The sequence below is a fragment of the Parabacteroides sp. AM17-47 genome, from assembly GCF_003434625.1.
Lineage (GTDB): Bacteria > Bacteroidota > Bacteroidia > Bacteroidales > Tannerellaceae > Parabacteroides > Parabacteroides distasonis.
On record NZ_QTLI01000016.1, the window covers coordinates 25,309 to 44,278 of the forward strand.

Annotated in this window: 18 protein-coding genes; 7 read left to right on the forward strand and 11 right to left on the reverse strand. The window is 46.2% G+C overall.

The window, feature by feature from the left end:
• Window positions 1-45 precede the first annotated feature (45 nt).
• The 6 genes from DW205_RS13715 (at window position 46) to DW205_RS13740 (ending at window position 9,214) form a co-directional block, all read left to right on the forward strand.
• Window positions 46-3,189: a TonB-dependent receptor gene (locus DW205_RS13715; RefSeq protein WP_036623335.1), complete on the forward strand. Its 3,144-nt coding sequence runs from the start codon at window positions 46-48 to the stop codon at window positions 3,187-3,189.
• 17 nt (window positions 3,190-3,206) lie between these two features.
• Complete coding sequence (locus DW205_RS13720) at window positions 3,207-5,006, forward strand: RagB/SusD family nutrient uptake outer membrane protein (protein ID WP_005865951.1); 1,800 nt, start codon at window positions 3,207-3,209, stop codon at window positions 5,004-5,006.
• A 32-nt stretch (window positions 5,007-5,038) separates the two neighbouring features.
• On the forward strand, window positions 5,039-5,935 hold the full coding sequence (locus DW205_RS13725) for a sugar phosphate isomerase/epimerase (protein WP_005865953.1): 897 nt from the start codon (window positions 5,039-5,041) through the stop codon (window positions 5,933-5,935).
• A gap of 183 nt (window positions 5,936-6,118) precedes the next feature.
• The gene (locus tag DW205_RS13730; protein WP_005865954.1) at window positions 6,119-6,313 is read left to right on the forward strand and encodes a PspC domain-containing protein; all 195 of its coding nucleotides are present in this window, start codon (window positions 6,119-6,121) and stop codon (window positions 6,311-6,313) included.
• Between the two features lie 3 nt (window positions 6,314-6,316).
• Window positions 6,317-8,338 carry an excinuclease ABC subunit UvrB gene (uvrB, locus tag DW205_RS13735; protein ID WP_005865956.1) on the forward strand — a complete coding sequence of 674 codons (2,022 nt, stop codon included), beginning with the start codon at window positions 6,317-6,319 and terminating at the stop codon, window positions 8,336-8,338.
• 3 nt (window positions 8,339-8,341) lie between these two features.
• Window positions 8,342-9,214, forward strand: a complete 873-nt coding sequence (locus tag DW205_RS13740) for an N-acetylmuramoyl-L-alanine amidase-like domain-containing protein (RefSeq protein WP_005865958.1) — start codon at window positions 8,342-8,344, stop codon at window positions 9,212-9,214.
• On the opposite strand, the gene DW205_RS13745 is transcribed toward DW205_RS13740, so the two are convergent.
• The gene (locus DW205_RS13745; protein ID WP_121963103.1) at window positions 9,208-11,412 is read right to left on the reverse strand and encodes a DUF5686 family protein; all 2,205 of its coding nucleotides are present in this window, start codon (window positions 11,410-11,412) and stop codon (window positions 9,208-9,210) included. The genes DW205_RS13740 and DW205_RS13745 overlap by 7 nt on opposite strands.
• Before the next feature lie 213 nt (window positions 11,413-11,625).
• Here DW205_RS13745 and DW205_RS13750 point away from each other — a divergent pair, with 213 nt between their 5' ends.
• Complete coding sequence (locus DW205_RS13750) at window positions 11,626-12,276, forward strand: Crp/Fnr family transcriptional regulator (RefSeq protein ID WP_369799702.1); 651 nt, start codon at window positions 11,626-11,628, stop codon at window positions 12,274-12,276.
• A gap of 62 nt (window positions 12,277-12,338) precedes the next feature.
• On the opposite strand, the gene kdsA is transcribed toward DW205_RS13750, so the two are convergent.
• The 10 genes from kdsA to DW205_RS13805 all read right to left on the reverse strand — a co-directional run bounded on the left by kdsA (window position 12,339) and on the right by DW205_RS13805 (window position 18,943).
• Window positions 12,339-13,142, reverse strand: coding sequence for a 3-deoxy-8-phosphooctulonate synthase (gene kdsA, locus DW205_RS13755; RefSeq protein ID WP_005865962.1), 804 nt, complete (start codon window positions 13,140-13,142; stop codon window positions 12,339-12,341).
• Window positions 13,139-14,062, reverse strand: a complete 924-nt coding sequence (gene miaA, locus DW205_RS13760) for a tRNA (adenosine(37)-N6)-dimethylallyltransferase MiaA (RefSeq protein ID WP_005861832.1) — start codon at window positions 14,060-14,062, stop codon at window positions 13,139-13,141. The genes kdsA and miaA overlap by 4 nt, the downstream gene beginning before the upstream one ends.
• Before the next feature lie 69 nt (window positions 14,063-14,131).
• Window positions 14,132-15,133 carry a type I glyceraldehyde-3-phosphate dehydrogenase gene (gap, locus tag DW205_RS13765; protein WP_005861834.1) on the reverse strand — a complete coding sequence of 334 codons (1,002 nt, stop codon included), beginning with the start codon at window positions 15,131-15,133 and terminating at the stop codon, window positions 14,132-14,134.
• Window positions 15,134-15,318: 185 nt separating this feature from the next.
• The gene (locus DW205_RS13770; RefSeq protein ID WP_005865964.1) at window positions 15,319-15,693 is read right to left on the reverse strand and encodes a hypothetical protein; all 375 of its coding nucleotides are present in this window, start codon (window positions 15,691-15,693) and stop codon (window positions 15,319-15,321) included.
• Entirely contained in the window at window positions 15,653-16,060 is a 408-nt protein-coding gene (locus DW205_RS13775) for a phage holin family protein (RefSeq protein ID WP_005861838.1), read from the reverse strand. The genes DW205_RS13770 and DW205_RS13775 overlap by 41 nt, the downstream gene beginning before the upstream one ends.
• A gap of 7 nt (window positions 16,061-16,067) precedes the next feature.
• The gene (locus DW205_RS13780; protein ID WP_005861840.1) at window positions 16,068-16,289 is read right to left on the reverse strand and encodes a YtxH domain-containing protein; all 222 of its coding nucleotides are present in this window, start codon (window positions 16,287-16,289) and stop codon (window positions 16,068-16,070) included.
• A gap of 89 nt (window positions 16,290-16,378) precedes the next feature.
• Window positions 16,379-17,230, reverse strand: coding sequence for a 50S ribosomal protein L11 methyltransferase (prmA, locus tag DW205_RS13785; protein ID WP_005865966.1), 852 nt, complete (start codon window positions 17,228-17,230; stop codon window positions 16,379-16,381).
• A 78-nt stretch (window positions 17,231-17,308) separates the two neighbouring features.
• A complete protein-coding gene (locus DW205_RS13790; RefSeq protein ID WP_005865969.1) occupies window positions 17,309-17,755 on the reverse strand; it encodes an N-acetylmuramoyl-L-alanine amidase in 447 nt (148 codons plus the stop codon).
• Between the two features lie 317 nt (window positions 17,756-18,072).
• Window positions 18,073-18,171 carry a smalltalk protein gene (locus DW205_RS22155; protein WP_005861849.1) on the reverse strand — a complete coding sequence of 33 codons (99 nt, stop codon included), beginning with the start codon at window positions 18,169-18,171 and terminating at the stop codon, window positions 18,073-18,075.
• A 274-nt stretch (window positions 18,172-18,445) separates the two neighbouring features.
• Window positions 18,446-18,943: an HU family DNA-binding protein gene (locus DW205_RS13805; protein ID WP_005865971.1), complete on the reverse strand. Its 498-nt coding sequence runs from the start codon at window positions 18,941-18,943 to the stop codon at window positions 18,446-18,448.
• Window positions 18,944-18,970 lie beyond the last annotated feature (27 nt).

Consider the following 18,970-nt stretch of genomic DNA (forward strand, 5'->3'; position numbering starts at 1 on the left):
CCCCCCCCCCCCCCCCCCCATAATTATTCTGTAAATCAGGGTGATATAAGATTTACGGGTACCGTTATTGATGAAGCCGGTATACCTGTGATTGGTGCGAACATTCTTGTAAAAGGGACGACAAACGGAACGATTACCGATATGGATGGTAGGTTTACGTTAATCAATGTCCCTGAAAACGCAATCTTGGTGGTTTCTTATATCGGATATCTAGACCGCGAGATTCCTGTGGCAGGGAAAAGTACGTTGGAAATCCGTTTGAAAGAGGATACACAGAAGTTGGATGAGGTCGTTGTCGTAGGTTATGGCGTGCAGAAAAAAGTGAACATGACCGGGTCTATATCGAACGTGAAAGCAGATGATCTATCAGTGATCCCGAGTACAAACCTTTCAAACTCTTTGGCCGGACGTGCGCCGGGAGCTACGATCACGGGTAACTCTGGTTTGATGGGAGCTAAATCCGAGATCCGTATGCGTGGAGGATTCGGTGATCCTTTGTTCGTTATTGATGGGGTGATTCGCGATAAAGAGGCTTTTGACTTGCTGGAACCTTATGAAATAGACCAAATGAGCTTTTTGAAAGATGCGGCTACCGCCTCAATCTATGGTTCCGCTGCAGGAAATGGTGTCGTGTTGGTAACGACCAAGGGAGGAACGAAAAATCAGAAACCGATATTTAATTACCAAGGTTCTTATGCGTTTAGTAAACCGACTCAGGAATTGTTTGCCGACCGTTGGGATGCGATTGATGATTTGGACTATCAGAATGCGGTAGCTCGTTTCCAAGGTACGCCGCTTCCAAATGGCGAGGAGGAGTATGCCTATTTCCGTGACAATAAGATCAACTATAACGTGAACGATTATATTTGGCAGAATCCCTGGAATACGAAACACTCCTTGAGCGTGAACGGTGGTACGGACAAGGTAAAGTATTATGTGATGGGATCGTTCTTGGCCGAGGAGGGATCGTATGTGTCATTGGCGAATAAGAAATTTTCTTTACGTTCGAACCTTTCTGTCGATTTGACCAAGTATATAACCATGAATGTGAACTTGGATGCGAATCAATCGAACGATAAGCGTTTCTACTGGCCTTTCTCAGACGATGACGACCAAGCGGTGTACGATTTATACCGTTGTACCTTCAACGCAATGAAGACAACGCCGTTTTACTCTTACTTAGACGGAACGCCCGCTAACACCATCACGGACTATCCGATCTATCAAGACTATGGTTCTTGGCAGGGATGGAATCCCGTGGATCAAGTGGTTGGAAACCGTTATTTGAAGACACGTCGGCGTAACTTGAACGGTATCGTTTCGTTTAATATCAACCTTGATTTCATAACGAAAGGTTTGAGCACGAAAGTGATGGCCTCTTATCTGGGCCACGATTACAACCGGAAGCGCTTTATGACCTTCCAGAAAAACTATAAATTCCAGCAAGCGGATCCGCAAGGCAATCGTTTCTTGCCGGCTCCATTGAATCTGAATGAATATAATACCTTCAACTTCTCGCAGAATTACGAGAATCTGGAGTATAAGACTAAACAATTGTGGACCGAGCAATTCAACTGGTTCGTGAATTATGCCAATACGTTCGGTAAGCATGATGTGGCAGCCATGGTGGTATTCGAGCAGGCATCTAATGGTGGCGAGGAGGTATCGGCCAAAGGTGAGTCTCCGCTTACGAATTTAGACCAGATGTTCAACTATTCGTCCGATGCTTTGCGGCGCTGGGGCGAGGCGAAGGAGAAGACCGGAGGGCGCCTTTCTTGGATCGGCCGTTTCAACTATACATTCGATCAGAAGTATATCGCCGAGTTCTCTTTCCGTTACGATGGTAACACCCTCTTCCCGGAAGGTAAGCGTTGGGGCTTTTTCCCCTCAGTGTCCGCCGCATGGCGTATCAGCCAAGAGTCGTTTATGGAGTCGACGTCCGATTGGTTGAGTAATTTGAAGATCCGTGCCTCTTATGGTACGACGGGTAACGATATGGATTTGAGCAAGAACCCGGTAGACAAGGTGGATGCGTTCTCTTATTTGCAAAAGTACAAACTGGGTGAAAAATATATCTTCGGTAATAACTTGGCAAATACGATTGTGGCTGGAGCGACTCCGAACTATGCCTTGACATGGGCAACCTCTACTACTTATAATGGTGGTTTGGATTTTGGTTTCTTCAATAATCGTTTGTCTGGAACGTTCGATGCCTTTTATCGGAAAGAGGTAGATATCCTCGGACCGCGTACGGTGACACTCCCAAGCACGTACGGACAGGCTTTGGCTCCGGAAAACTATGCCGAACGTTCTTGGCGAGGCGGTGAGTTGGCCTTGACTTGGATGGATAAGGCTGCGAATGGCGACATTACTTACTCCGCCTATTTGAATCTGGGATTCGCACGTGATCGTTGGGATGTATTGGATGAGGATGCCACTTATCGAGAAGGGGGTAACCTGCATGCATTGTCGAAATTGGGCAAGGCTGAGGGAATCTTGACGGGTCTGATCGCCGATCACTTGCTGACGGATCCGGCTGAGGTGGAAGCCTTGAAGGCGAAAGGTTTCAAGCAATTCGGACGAGATCCCTATCTGGGTGGTATCTTGTATAAGGATACGAGAGGTGATGGCTACTCGGAGGGACCAGACGGACGGATTGATAGCAATGATGAGTATAATTTGTTGAGTGAGAATGGTACGCCGCGTATCAATTATGGTTTTGGCGGTAGTATCAAGTGGAAGGGAATCACGCTGGATGTGCATTTTCAAGGAGTCGGAAAATATGATCGCTTCGTAGGTGGCGTAGATAAAGGTTTCTATCAACATGGTGGTACGATTCGTCCTTATTTCCCGATTTGGACGAGTGATAAAGTGTACGATCCGGAACTTAATCCGGATGGAGTTTATCCACGTATCACGGGTACGAGTTGGTATGAGTCTGGAGCGGGTAATACGAGTTACTGGATGCGTAATGGCGCTTATTTGCGTTTGAAGAATCTGAATATTGGTTACGATTTGCCTATGGCTATTCTTCGTCCGTTAGGAATCACGCATGCTCAGGTATTTGCGAACGCTACTAACTTATTCTGTATTTCAGCTGTGACCGAGTTCTTGGATCCGGAACAGGAATATTATGATTCTTATCCTTTGATGAGAACGTTCTCTTTTGGTCTTAATTTCTCATTCTAAATATAATATAGGAAGATATGAAAATGATTCAATTTAAATACGCGATAATTAGTACAGCCTTTTTGTTAGGTGGAATGACAACAGGCTGTGACACGTTGGATATCGACAACCTAGAGACCTACGATGAGTCTATGGTTTGGGGAGACCTTAATCTGGCTCAGGCTTACGTGAACAATCTGTATGAGGAGTGTTTTGAGGGATGGAGTGTTTCTGCCGACCAAAATTCGGATCAAGTGACGGGTATTCCTTGGTATTTGGGTACGATCACGGAGACCGGGGATAGTTATAAAAAATGGGACTATACCAAGATCCGCCATATCAATGAGGCGATCTTTAAACTGGAGTCTAGCGTGATAGAGGATAAGGATGCTGTGGATTTCATGTTGGGACAAGCCTATTTCATGCGTGCCTATATGTATTATTGGATGGTGTTGCATCATGGTGGCGTACCTTATTTGAAAGTGCCGCAAGATAAAGATAAGGATGATTTGTACGTGAAACGTAACTCTACGCCGGAATGTTTCCAGTTTATGATAGAGGATTTGGATCATGCGATTTCCTTGTTGCCTGCCAAGATTGCTGGTAGTTCCAGTGATTATGGGCGTATAGACCAGTGTTTCGCAAAGTCTTGGAAAGCAAAGACCTTGTTACTGAAAGCTTCTCCTCAGTTCAATCCGAAACGTATGTATGATAACGCATACTGGAAAGAGGCTTACGTGGCGGCTAAGGAGGCGTATGATTTTTGTGTGCAGAATGGCATCGCATTGACTGAGAATCCGGCGGATATTTGGTTACAAGAAAAAGGTCCGGAGGTAATCTTCCCGGTTATTTATTCAAATCCGAACCGTGTCGCTACTTGGGAGTATGGGACGCGTCCGGCTTCCGTGAGCCGTGATAAACCTTATCATAATCCTACTTGGGAATTCGTAAAGGATTTCCCGATGTTGGATGGTAAGCGTTACGACGATCCTACGGGTAAGTATTACGTGGGCGACGAGCAGGCTTTGCTGAAGGCTTTCTGGAAGAATCGCGATCCGCGTTTCAACAGGGCTTGTTTGTATAACGGACGCGAATGGCCGGTTGCTGGTAGACCTGCCGACAACCGTATGTATAATGCCTTGGGTGTGAGCAATGCGGACGATCAATATGGTGTCAATCCGAATGCGGGTGTCAATGCGGCCAACAATGATATTTTTTCTGGAATGTATAATTACAAAGTGTCCGATCTTTCCTTGACACAAGACAAGGTGATGACGTTCGATATTGATTATATCTTGATGCGCTTTGCCGAAGTGATGTTCATCTATGCGGAGGCCGCTAATGAGAACGGGCATTCAGATGTAGCTATCGATTTGTTGAAACAGATCCGCAAGCGTGCGGGTATAGAGGCTGGAGCTGATGGTTTGTATGGCTTGAAGGTGGGTAGCCGTGAGGAGATCCGTCAGGCGATTTTGGATGAGCGTCATATCGAGTTGTGCTATGAGGGACATCGTTTCTGGGACTTGCGCCGTACGCGTAATATGATGATGTTGGCCGGTTGGACAAAACATGGTATCGAGGCGATCGCAGTCAACCCGGATGGCTCGGATATGGACTTGAACATCGCTCGCGACCGGATCGCCAAGAATGAGTTGACTACCGGTGATTTCCGCTACGTAATCCATCAAGTTCCTTATACGGAGGCAGCTGAGCGCCAGTTCGTGATCGAGGAAAGCTTCTATTTCTTCCCGATCAAGAAAACTTACTTGGACGAGAACCCGAATTTGGAGCAGAATAATAATTGGGGAGGTACGTTCAATCCGACTATGGAACAATAATTAATTGATTCTTAGATTGAATAATAAGGAATATGAGCATTAGGAATTATATATGGACGTGCGCGGTGGCTATGGCCTTGATTGGTCCAGTCATGAAGGCGCAGGAACAGATCACGATCGGTGTCATCCAATATGATGTATGCGATATAGACAAGAGCTTCAAAGACCTGCATGAGCAGGGCTTTGGTTCTTGTGAGTTAAATTATAGTGAAAAAAGATTTACGAAGGAATTGGCGGAGCAGGTGAAGGCCGCTTCCAAGAAGCATCGGATCCGGGTAACTACGTTGGTTGGTGTGCCGGGAAGTAAAAGTACGTGGAATTTTCGTCAAGGACCGGCCACGATCGGCCTGGTACCTACCGATGAGCGTTCCGAGAAGTTGGACGTATACCGTAAAATGATCGATTTTTGTGTGCAGGCAGGTATTCCGGCTATGCACTCGCATTTTGGATTTATTCCAGAGGATCCGTCTTCGGTGCAGTATAAGGATTTCATCGAGGTGATGCGTGGCTTGGCTACTTATGCGAAGGAGCGTAATGTCATGATTTATTTCGAGACAGGGCAGGAGACTCCTATCACTTTAATTCGTGCGATCCGGGATATCGGTACGGGTAATTTGTTTATCAATTGTGATTTGGCGAATTTACTAATGTATGGCAAGTCGAACTCCTTGGATGCGGTCAAGTTGTTTGGTAACTTGATTAAGGAGTTCCATGCGAAGGATGGCAAGTATCCGGATCCTGGCAATCCGTATGAGCTGGGCCGTGAGGTACCGATCCCTACGGGCGATGTAGATTTCCCCGCTGTGATCGCTGAGTTGAAAAAACAAGGATTCAAGGGCGCTATAACAATTGAATGTGAGCTGAATGGTACTCGCCATGATTATGTGATCCAAACTCGTAAATATTTGCAAGAGTTGCTGGAACGATAGGCTGCTTAACCGCAATTGTAAGCGGTGTTGAATGCCCATTGTAAGTGCTTTATAATGCCCATTATAAAGAGCCTGCAATGGGCATTGTCGTAATTGTAAGAATTATCGACTGGAGTTGTTATTTTATTAGAAGGAAAAAATTATCTTTGCGTGTATACTGTCTAATTGTTAAAATAGAGGATAATGGAAGAGAAGAAAAGATTGACTCGTTCGGATGATAAGATGATAGGTGGCGTTTGTGCCGGTCTTGCGGAATACTTGGATATCGATCCGACGATCGTACGGATCGTATGGGTATTGATGGTTCTTTTCGCCGGATTCGGTATACTGCTTTACGTCATATTATGGTTGATAATGCCTAAACAACAGATCGGATAAAGAATGAATTTTGAAATATCGTCTTCGTTCAGTCCCACGGGTGACCAACCCGAGGCGATTGCGGCATTGTCGGAAGGGATCAAGAACGGCGTTCCTTTCCAGACACTTTTAGGTGTTACCGGTTCGGGTAAGACGTTTACGATCGCTAACGTGATAAAGGAAGTTCAGAGACCGACCTTGATACTCAGTCATAATAAGACGCTTGCCGCTCAGTTATACGGTGAGTTTAAAGCGTTTTTCCCCAATAATGCGGTAGAGTACTTTGTCTCTTATTATGATTATTACCAGCCGGAGGCCTATCTACCTTCTACCGATACCTATATAGAGAAAGACTTGGCGATCAATGAGGAGATCGATAAGCTGCGTTTGAGGGCCACGGCTTCCTTATTGTCGGGTCGTAAGGACGTGATCGTGGTCTCATCCGTGTCCTGCTTATATGGCATGGCAGACCCTACGGCTTTCGCCGAGAAAGTGACGCATCTGGAACGGGGTATGCGTATCGACCGGGATAAGTTGTTGCGCCGGTTTGTAGACGCTCTGTACGTGAATAATAAGCTGGAGTTCAAAAGCGGCTGTTTCCGTGTGAATGGCGATACGGTGGATATTTTCCCGGCGATCGAGACCTTCGACGGCATGGCGTACCGTATCGAGTTCTGGGATGATGAGATAGACCGCATCTCCTCTTTCAATCCGTTGACAGGCGAGGAGTATGATGAGCAAGATGAGCTGAATATTTATCCTACCAATTTATTCGTGACCACCCAAGAGCGTATCAATACGGCGATCGGTCAGATCGATGTGGATCTGGGGACGCAGGTGAATTTCCTCAAGGAGATCGGTAAGCCCTTCGAGGCGAAACGCCTGTATGAGCGTGTCACGTTTGATCTGGAAATGATCCGGGAGCTAGGGCATTGCTCGGGTATCGAGAACTATTCCCGTTATTTCGACGGACGCGCGGCGGGAGATCGTCCTTTCTGCCTGTTGGACTATTTCCCGAAAGACTTCATGCTAGTCGTAGACGAGAGCCATGTGACGATCCCGCAGATTCGTGCGATGTATGGCGGGGATTATGCCCGGAAGAAAAACTTGGTGGAGTATGGTTTCCGTTTGCCCTCGGCGATGGATAACCGTCCGCTTACCTTCGATGAGTTCGAGTCGTTGACGCCTCTAGGCATTTATGTGAGCGCTACTCCCGCCGATTACGAGTTGATAAAGAGCGAGGGAGTGGTGGTGGAGCAGGTGATACGTCCGACAGGCCTGCTGGACCCGATTATCGATGTCCGTCCTTCATTAAACCAAATCGACGACTTGATGGAGGAGATCACGCAGCGCTCGGCAAAAGACGAACGAGTCTTGGTGACTACCTTGACCAAGCGTATGGCGGAAGAGCTGACTACGTATATGACCCGCATGGGGGTACGATGCAACTATATACATAGCGATGTAGATACCTTGGAGCGGGTACAGATTATGGATGACCTGCGGAAGGGCCTGTTTGACGTGCTGATCGGTGTCAACCTGCTACGCGAGGGGCTGGATTTACCGGAAGTCTCGTTGGTCGCTATCTTGGATGCGGATAAGGAAGGCTTTTTGCGTTCCCACCGATCCTTGACGCAGACAGCCGGACGTGCCGCCCGAAACGTGAACGGAAAGGTTATCTTCTATGCCGATAAGATCACGGCGAGTATGCAGCAGACCATGGACGAGACCAATCGCCGGCGGGAGAAACAGATGGCTTATAACGAGGCGCATGGCATTACTCCGAAGCAAGTCATGAAAAACAGTGTATCCATGCTTGCCGAGAAACAACAAACGGCGGAGCCATACGCTTATATAGAGCCGGAACCAAGCTTGGTGGCGGACCCGGTCGTGCAATACATGAACCGTACGCAGCTTGAGAAGGCGATCGAGCGGACTCGCAAACAGATGACGGAAGCAGCGAAGAAACTGGATTTCATCGAGGCTGCCCAATTCCGTGACGAGCTGGTGAAATTGGAGGATTTACTGAAAACGAAAAAGGATTAGCTTATGAGAAGGGGAATGATACTGCTCGGTTTTTGGATGTGTGTATGTATGGTGTTTTTAGTGAACGCCCAAGAGCATACATCCCGTAAGTTGTATTGTACGGATGAGGATCGTGCTATTTTCGATCGGTATTGTACTCAGATGGAACCTAAGAAGTCGTTACCCCTAGACGAGCTAATGATCCATACCGCCCTTTTCTTCCGGGGGACTCCTTATGTCGCCTCTACCTTGGAAAAGGAGCCGGAGGGCTTGGTGGTCAATCTGCGGGAACTGGATTGTACCACATTCGCGGAGACCGTATTGGCTTTATCCCGCACCCTGTGGGAAGAAAATCCTACCTTTGAGAACTTCTGTGAGAATTTACAGCAGCTCCGGTACAGAGAGGGTACGATAGGGGATTACACGGATCGTTTGCATTATATGACGGACTGGTTCTATGAGAATGAGCGAAAAGGAATCGTGAAAGATATGGGGAGGGAAATCGGTGGTGCCTCCCTACCTTTGGATTTATCTTTTATCTCTACGCATCCGGATAGCTATAAGCAACTGAAGAACCATCCGGAAAGAGTTCGAAGGATGGCCGATAAGGAAAAGGAGATAAACCTACGTCCTCATTATTATGTGCCTAAACAAGAGATCGACAAATGTTCGTTCAGAATCAAGAATGGCGATATCCTCTGTTTTGTTACTTCTATCAAGGGGCTGGACGTGACGCATGTCGGGATCGCCTATTGGAAGGATGGACAACTGACATTTATCCATGCCTCTTCTTCCGCTAAAAAGGTAATCATCCAAGCATCCTCCTTACGAGATTACGCCGAGGGGATAAAGAGCTGTAAAGGGGTATTGGTAGCCCGCCCGCTATCCATTCATTGAAATAACTCGAAGGCAAACTTGAATCCCATGCTTTGGTAATGCCAGCGATCGAATCCGGCGAATATCCCGATATTAAAGATATGGTTCCCGATCCCGTATCCGACTTCCGTATAGCTAGGCAAGACCGGTGTCCATAGCTGGCTCCAATAAAAGCGTTCGGAGAGGATATAACGTGAGGCCGTTTGCATGAACTTTTTCGTGGAGTTGATGCGGAGGATCTTGAATAAGACAAAAGGGCTTTCATACATGAAATGCGCTTGTATATACTTATCGGAGGCATTGAACCACTCGCCTTTCAGCAGATTGAAGACTCCGCCGATCTGATCATCCCATGTATCGGGGAAATTCCTGCGGGTGAAATACCTAAAGTCCGCGAAATAGGTAGACTTCTGTTGCGTATAAAGACCGGCGCTGATATGATAGTTCAATCGTCTGCATAGGCCAAGCATAAGGCTTTGATGCACGTCCGCCTCTATACGTCCGTAATCTCCCGAGCTTTTCCCGACTCCGGGGATACCTCTCGCTATTTCGATTGATATCGTGGGATAGTAAGAATAGACATACTCCTTCCGGTATCCGTCCATGCGATAATATTGGCGGGGGGTATAGGAGAAACCGAGCGTGGGCGTAAAGTCATTATAATTTTGGCTGAGTATTTCCTCTACATCATCCCCGGGATCGATCTCCACTCTCTTTTTAGAGGGGATACGCCGGTGGTAAGTGATACCCGTCGTTAATTGAAACCCATTGAATAACTCGATGGAGTTTTTTATTTCCGCATAGTAATGTTTGAAATACTCAAGGTTTAAATCATCGAAATTGAAGGTGGAATCCTTCAATTCCTCATTGATCTTTTGGGTGATCTCGGAAGAATAACTCTCATTACTGTTTCCTACTTCTACCGATAAGATTCCCCGTTTCTGCGGCGAGTATTCCCAATCGCCTCCGACCTTGAAAAATATCTGCTTGAGCTTGAATACGTAACCAATCTCCGGACGGAAACGAATTTGTTTGTCACGGGCGAATGTCTTGCTGATACGGAATCGCTGTTTGTAAGTGATGCCGTTACGGGCGGAATAACCCAATTGGAACGGATTTAGAAAGCCGGAATATTTAATACGGGTCGTTTTATAATCCATATTGACCGTATTCGTCAACTGCTCCGTTAGCTTAACGTACTTCTGGAGATCATCGGCCGTATCGATTTTACTTATATTCTGCTCTTGGGCTTTACTGTATAAGTGGGCTTCATCCGGACTCAAGGGATTGTCACGATGGATATTCCAATACGTGGAATCCCTGATAATAGGAACCGTATCGGACGAGAGTTTGTAATAATTGGTCAGGTCCAAGGATTTCCACTTATGGCTTTCGTTGTCCTCCTCCACCCATTCCACTTCCTGATACTTAAAGGAAGAATGGTAGGTGGTTGCCACCGCGTTTCCCAATACCCTGTATCGGAGGAATAGATCCGCCTTCTCGGGTAGGATGAACCGCCTGAAATCCCGTCCGTAGCTCATGACTAGGTTGAATTCGGCGAAAGAGTAACGACCGTTCATATCGATCTTGTCGATCGTCCATGACTGGTCGATGACATATAAATCCCCGCATACCAATTTCTGGCTCCATTGCTTCGGCAGGAAACGGATTTTGTAAATCGTCAAGCCGTTGATAGTCTCCAGCCCTTCCAAGTTGAACGTATAAAACTTAAAAGCGTTGCTGGCTATCGGCATGAAGATGGCATCATCGTAAGCGGTAGGGGAATATACGTTCAAATTCAAGAAAGCCAAGGCCTCCTGTTGCTTTTTCCCGTTGGGTATGCTGTTTCCGTTGACCGCCTTTAGATCATGAAGATAATTCTGCGGGGCGTTAAATTTAGATTGGCTGACCATTTCAAAAAGCATATCCTTATTTTTCCGGTCGATAGGAAAGATATGATGGGCGAGACGTATTAACATATTTTGTTTTAAAATTTCTGTACGTCCTTTGATATAAATCTCAGCCTCGTATTTCGATACCGTATTTTGGTATTGGGTCGCTTTTTCGATGACAAGGTGCATGATCGAGTCCGCCCGTTCTCTCGTTTCTCGATTCCCCTTGCCAAAAGACAGGATCTTATCACTATAAGTATCAGTGCTCTTTGCGAAAATACTTATAGAGATTAAAATCAAGGTAAGTATCGAATATAACTTTTTCAACGATTTTACATTCTTTCCAGACAAACATAATGAATAAATTTCAGTTTAGACGTGAAAGAAAGTAAAATGTTACAATATGGTGTAATTAATCGTACAAAAGTTTTTATTTTATCAAAAGAAAAATCGTATATTTGTGCTTCATAAGTATGTTATATAGCAGTCGTGGTTAAACAGCAAAAAGAAGAGGTCGATTTATCGGCCAGTTTATCAGAGGTGTGGAGGGTTCTGACCGATAAGGAACGTGAGATCCTCCGTAGTAATTCGACGATCCAGCATTTCAAACGTAACGAGTTGATTTATTGCGAGGGCGACGAACCAAAGGACATGATGTGCTTGTTAAAGGGTAAAGTGAAGATTTACAAGGATGGAGTAGGTGGCAGAAGCCAGATTATCCGAATGATTAAGCCTGTGCAGTATTTTGGTTACCGGGCTAGTTTCGCTCAAGAAGATTACTTGACGAACGCTTCCGCATTCGAGGCTTCTACGGTTTGCATGATTCCTATGACAGTGGTTACGGGCCTTTTAATGAGTAATCCGAATTTGGCTATGTTTTTCATCCGACAATTATCCATTGATCTCGGTATCTCGGATGAACGTACGGTTAACCTTACGCAAAAACATATTCGTGGGCGATTAGCTGAATCTTTGTTATTCCTGAAAGATAGTTACGGACTGGAAGAAGACGGTGCTACGTTAAGCATCTATTTGGCTCGTGAAGATCTGGCAAATCTATCTAATATGACTACATCGAATGCTATTCGCACGTTGTCCACCTTTGTGGCGGAACGTATCATTGCTTTAGACGGTAGAAAGATTAAGTTGATAGATGAAGATCGGTTGAAGAAAATCAGCAAGATGGGATAATTAGATTATTGATCGTAAAAATAAGAAATAAAGGGGCCTTTTTAGTAAGGGCCCCTTATTTTTTATAGGATCGCTTGGCGTAGACGTACCAAACGTGTCAAAAGATCTTCCAATAAATCCAGTCTGAGCATATTGGCCCCGTCGGATTTGGCTTGGCTTGGTTCCGGGTGGGTCTCTATAAACAGGCCGTCCGTGCCTACGGCTATAGCGGCTTTCGCTATCGTCTCGATAAGGGCGGGCAATCCACCGGTCACGCCGGAGGTTTGGTTCGGTTGCTGCAAGGAATGGGTTACATCCATAATGACTGGGAAACCGAATGTTTGCATTTGCGGGATACCCCGGAAATCGACAACAAGGTCGGTATAGCCGAATGTCGTTCCCCGCTCGGTGATCATGACATTATCATTTCCTGCGTCCACTACCTTTTGTACGGCGAATTGCATGGCACCCGGCGAAAGGAACTGTCCTTTCTTTATATTGACGATCTTCCCGGTCTCGGCCGCCGCTACCAATAAATCCGTTTGGCGGCATAGGAAAGCCGGGATTTGAAGGACATCGACATATTCGGCGGCCATGGCAGCTTCCGTTGTCTCATGGATGTCGGTAACGGTGGGAATATTGAACGTCTCGCCCACCTTCCGTAAGATCTTTAACGCCTTCTCATCCCCGATGCCCGTAAAAGAATCCAGACGGGAGCGATTCGCTTTCCGATAGGAGCCTTTGAATACATAGGGTATATGCAGTCTTTCCGTGATACCCACTATTTTCTCGGCGATACGTAACGCCATATCTTCCCCCTCGATTACGCAAGGACCTGCCATCAAGAAGAAGTTCTCGCTTTTATTTAGATCGTTTATTGTTATCATAGCTGATTATTTAGAATTCGCATTGTTGTCGCTATTTTTTCTTCGGTCGGTAGGGTGGCGTCTATCCAATGAATCTCGCAACCCCGGCGTTCCATGCCCCGGAACCAAGTCATTTGCCTCTTGGCGAATTGATGGATCGCTATCTCGAGTTGCGAGACCATCTCCTCAAAAGAAAGCTCCCCGATAATATATAAAGTAAGAAACTTATATTCCAATCCGTAATAGATCAAGTCCTCCGGTTTAACACCCGTAGCCAAGATCGTACGAACCTCATCCACCATTCCTTCGTCCAACCGGGTCCGCAAGCGTCTGGATATTTTTTCCCTACGTAATTCCCGGTCGATGTGGATACCGATGATCAGGCTGTTGATCGGATTATATTCATTTACGTCTGGTGCCTGAGTCTTATAATACTCCTCGATCTCGATCGCACGGATAGCCCGCTGGGCGGTGTCCACGTCCGTTTTATTATGTAATATCTTATAAGAGGCGAGGATGGTTTCCAGCTCCTCCAAGGTTTTATTCCTCAAGGATTCCCTTAGCTCAGGATTTTGAGGCACGTCTAATAGCTTATATCCTTTTAATACGGCCTCTATGTACATCCCGGTTCCTCCGCATAAGATCGGGAGTTTACCCCTCCGCTTCATATCCTCATAGACCCGGAAAAAGTCATGCTGATACTCAAATACGTTATATTTATAGCCGGGCTCGCAGATATCGATCAAGTGATAGGGGATTTGTTTTCCATTCACGTTGTAATCGGCCAAATCCTTACCCGTCCCGATATCCATAGAACGATAGATCTGCCGGGAATCAGCGCTGATGATCTCCGTATCCAACTGGGCGGCGAGAGCGGCGGCGAAGGTCGTCTTTCCGGAAGCCGTAGGCCCTAGAATCGTGATAAGTTCATATGATTTCATGATACAAACGTACGAAAAAAAAGGCCATCCTCAAAGAGGATAGCCTTTTCTATGTAGAGTGGTAATAAATTACTTACCAGCGATAACGCGAGCCATCTCACAAACTTTGTTTGAATAACCCCACTCGTTGTCGTACCAAGATACGATCTTAGCGAAGTTAGAATCCAAAGAGATACCAGCTTTAGCGTCGAAGATAGAAGTGTTAGCACAGCCACGGAAGTCAGTTGAAACAACTGCGTCTTCAGTATAACCAAGAACACCTTTCAATTCGCCTTCAGAAGCTTCCTTCATTGCAGCGCAGATGTCAGCCATAGAAGCCTCTTTCTCAAGAACTACTGTCAAGTCAACAACAGAAACATCAGAAGTCGGTACACGGAAAGCCATACCTGTCAATTTGCCGTTCAATACAGGTAATACTTTACCTACAGCCTTAGCGGCACCCGTTGAAGAAGGGATGATGTTCTCAAGGATACCACGACCACCTCTCCAGTCTTTCTTAGAAGGACCGTCTACAGTCTTCTGAGTAGCTGTAGCAGCGTGAACTGTCGTCATCAAACCTTTAACGATACCGAACTTGTCGTTCAAAACCTTAGCGATAGGAGCCAAGCAGTTTGTAGTACAAGAAGCGTTAGAGATAATGTCTTGACCTGCGTAAGTTGTATGGTTAACACCGTAAACGAACATAGGAGTAGCGTCCTTAGAAGGAGCAGACATGATAACTTTCTTAGCGCCAGCTTGGATGTGCTTGCGAGCTGTCTCGTCTGTCAAGAAGAAACCAGTAGACTCAACAACAACGTCAGCGTCAACCTCGTTCCATTTCAAGTTAGCAGGATCCATCTCAGCAGTTAAACGGATCTTGTTACCGTTTACAACCAAAGCGCCGTCTTCTACAGCTACTTCGCCGTCGAAACGACCGTGTACTGAGTCATATTTCAACATGTATGCCAAGTAATCAGCATCCAAAAGGTCGTTGATACCTACAACTTGAATATCGTTGCCAAAGTTAGCAACTGCAGCACGGAACACCATACGTCCGATACGGCCAAAACCGTTAATACCTAGTTTGATCATTGTAATAAAACTTTTTATGGGTTTATTAATAATAAGTCTTTATTTTTATCTCTTATCCATCGCAAGGAGTAGATATTCATTTTATCCTTGCTTTAACGACTGCAAATGTAGTCATGTTTTTTGTATTGAGCCTTATAATATAGCGAGAAAAAAACTGCCCTCTAACATAAATTAATTGTTGGAGGTTATTTCTTTTTCTTGAATAAGAGATTTGAGAACCATTTTTTCGCTTTTTTGATTCCCCACGTCATAATAAATGGTTGAGCGAGATCCCAAGCGATGGGAATCATACCTTTCGCTATGGATAAATAGTCTGAGATCCCTAAAGCGATGGAGGGTTGTCCGGCCGTTACGGGAGCTGTGTTCTTGTCGTTTGTTTTTGTCGTTGACTTATTGCTAGGGAAAAGGAGAGACGATAGTCCGGATAACAACAAACTTCCGGCGTTCTCCTGTATATAAGAGAAATCCTCATTCAATTTCTGTTCCTGCCGCTTACATTGTCTCTGTATGCGTTCTTTGTCAGAAATCAGTTTCTCCAGTGGGGTTTGCTGGTTGTTCATCGTTTGTCGCATTATTTTTATCGTCATTCGCCGTCATGGCGGCTATTACCTCATTTAATACTTTTGTGCTGATCCTGTCCCTATTCATTATTATAATGCCGATAAGTAGCAGGTACAAGACCGCCACGATACCGAATCCGAACCCGGAGGAGCCGAGCCAATCCCCTAGGAAGAAGCCCAAGGCCAAGAATATGAACAAGATGGCGAAGAATGCCAAAAACAATAATATCAAGCCATATGAGAGAACGGCTATGACTTTACCCGTTCTCTCATATGTACTCAACTTTAGGAGCTCAAGTTTTAACTCCACATAAGCCGATACATCTTCTTTCAGCTCACGGAAGACTGTTCCTGAATCTTTCTCCATACAAAGCTTATTCAGCTACGATTTCTTCTGTTGCCTGTACTACTTCTTGCTTTCCTTCTTTATATTTGGCAAGAGCGGAGTTAAAACCTTCTTTTACTTTTCCGACAACACCGTTCAATTCTTCCAGTAATTGTTCTCTCTTATCTGTCGCTGCCAAATAACCTACAGCGGCACCAACAGCCGCGCCTACTACAAGGCCAAGTAATAATTTTGAATCTACGCTTTTCATAACTTTTTCTTTTTAGAAGTTTCCACTAAGATAACGTATTTATTTGGATTAAGGTTTATCCTTGTCTTAACTTTTGTTGTTAAAAAAAGTTATCCTTTTAAGACCTTCACGGCAACCCAGTTATTTCTTTCGTTATAAGAATCCAATTTCAGCCCGTTTTTCTGACATTCAGCTTCTATCGCCGGGATATCTTCTACATAAAAGCCGCTCATAAATAGGATGCTTCCCTGTTTCATACTGTTTGTATATTGACAAATGTCATTCAGGAGGATGTTCCGGTTGATATTGGCAAAGACGATGTCGAATAGTCCGAATTCCTTGATTTTCTCGGCGCCGCCCAAGGCAACTTGTATGTCTTCGGTATGATTCAGGCGGATATTCTCTAGGGCGTTGTTATAAGCCCATTCGTCGATGTCGATGGCCGCTACCCGTTTCGCCCCTTTCAGCCGGGCCAAGATGGCCAGCACGGCTGTGCCGCATCCCATATCCAGTAGCTCCTTGCCTTCTAGGTCTAGTTTCAGCATCTCGCTTATCATCAAATAAGTCGTTTCGTGATTGCCGGTGCCGAAAGCCATTTTCGGGTCTATTATTATATTATATGTATAGCCGGGCTCCGCCTCGTGGAAGGAGGCACGGATGATGCATTCGCTTCCGATCCGGATGGGTTTGAAATAATTCTTCTCCCATTCCTCATTCCAGTCCTTGCTTTCTACCCATTTGGAGGTGTAATCGATCCGGGTATTCTCTAGCGGAAAGTCGACCAGTTTATCATCCAATGTCTTTTTGTCGTATAAAGCCTCGGATATATATCCCAGCAAACCCTTCTCGCTTTCCGTAAAGCTCTCAAAACCGATTTCCCCCAACTCGGCGGCCAGCACGTCATTGATAATCTCTTTCTCGATAGGGGAGGTGTATGTGAAACTAAGTTCGTAGTAGTTCATGTCGTATCTTTTTGTTTATTTTCTATATTGTCCGCAAACATACGAAAAAATCTGTTGCCTATTCAAATATCACGAAGCCTAATACAATTCCGCATATTCTTTCTCTGCGTCGAAGCAGGGGCAAGCCTTGCGAATGTTGGTGCTGAGTTGATAATGTCCTAAGATACGTGCCGACGGGTAATCCCTTCGTAATTGCCGTAACAGGTCCATCAAGGTACACCGCTGGGCATACGTCCGGGTATCCGCGGGAAGTCCTCGCTCATCCAATCCGCCCTCGTAGCAAATACCCAGACTGTGATCGTTCCAGCCCGAGGCGTGTGCCCCGATCTGGTTCTCCGGCCGGCAGCGGTGCAGCTCACCATCCCGGGTGATATAGTAATGATAGCCGATGTCGGCGAACCCACGATCCTTATGTGCGCTTCGAAGCGCTTCCACGGGAAAATCCCGGTCGTAGCGTGTTGCGCTGCAATGAATTACAAGGAGGCGAACCTCCCTGTAATTCTGGTAAAAGCAATATTGTTTCATTTTTATTCTTTTTTTAGTTTGTGTGTTACTTTTCTCTTGAAAGAAAAGTAACCAAAAGTTCAAGGCTGACGCTGACGGGCTACTCGTCGGCCTTCGCTCGCTGTCGCATCCCAACTCGCTTCGCTCAAACAGGGACGCTCCTGTCGCTCACTTCGGCCGCCTCGCTTTACGCCCGCCCGCTAAGGCCGGATGGAGAGCCGTTCCCGGCTCTTTGAGGAGAGGCCGGCCCCTTGAGAAAGACTGTCCTTCTGGTAGAGGGTGTCCTCTTTTGGGGAGGTTGTCTTCTTTAGGGAGTGGGAACGGGTGGGGGAGGCTTGCTAAAACAATTGGCAAGCTTGCAGGCCGAAGGCCCCTGCGATGGCGGTAGCAACGGCGATGATCACTTTGAGAATGGTACTCCAAACAGACTTCTTCATGATAATTAATAATTAATAGTGAACAATGAATAATGATATCCCGGCTGATATAAGAGGAAAGCGACGCTTTCCTTTGGACGGCCTCAGCGGACGGGCGTGAAGCGAGGCGGCCGAAGTGAGCGACAGGAGCGTCCCTGTTTGAGCGAAGCGAGTTGGGATGCGACAGCGAGCGCAGGTCTCGAAGTAGCCCGTCAGCGTCAGCCTTGACCTTTTGGTTACTTTTGGGTCAAGCCAAAAGTGACATACCGATTGGGTGCAAGCCAAAAGTGACACGCTAGATCTCGTCAGGCGATTCCGAGTCGTCCCCTCCGGAAGCGGGCTTCTTGCTGATATCGACAGAGGTCTCCCCAGCCTTCTCCGCACGAAGCACGGCTTGCTGAGCCTTGCGACTGGCCACCGGCTGGAACTCCAGTCCGGCGAAGATGTTCTTCAGGTCCTCACCCGGTATATACTGGATGTTGACACCGGTGATGTTTGTAGATGTGAATTTCTCAAGACTCTCCGCCCCCTCGTTGAGTATCTGTAGACGGAATTTGCCTAAATCGCCGAAATCCACCTGCTTTCCCTCTTGGAGGGCATCGAGCAGGTTCTCGACGGTGGAGATCAATACCGCTACCACGTCCGCACGGCTGACGGTGGTTTGCATGGATACCCGGCGACTCAGTTGCTTGAGCGACAGCTCTCCATTGACCTGTGCCGTGGCGTACGCTTTCGCCGGCTCGTCTTTCTTCAAAGGGTTGGGCCGAAGGGCCACACTGTAATTTAATGCCATAGTTTTAATAATTAAAAATTGATAATT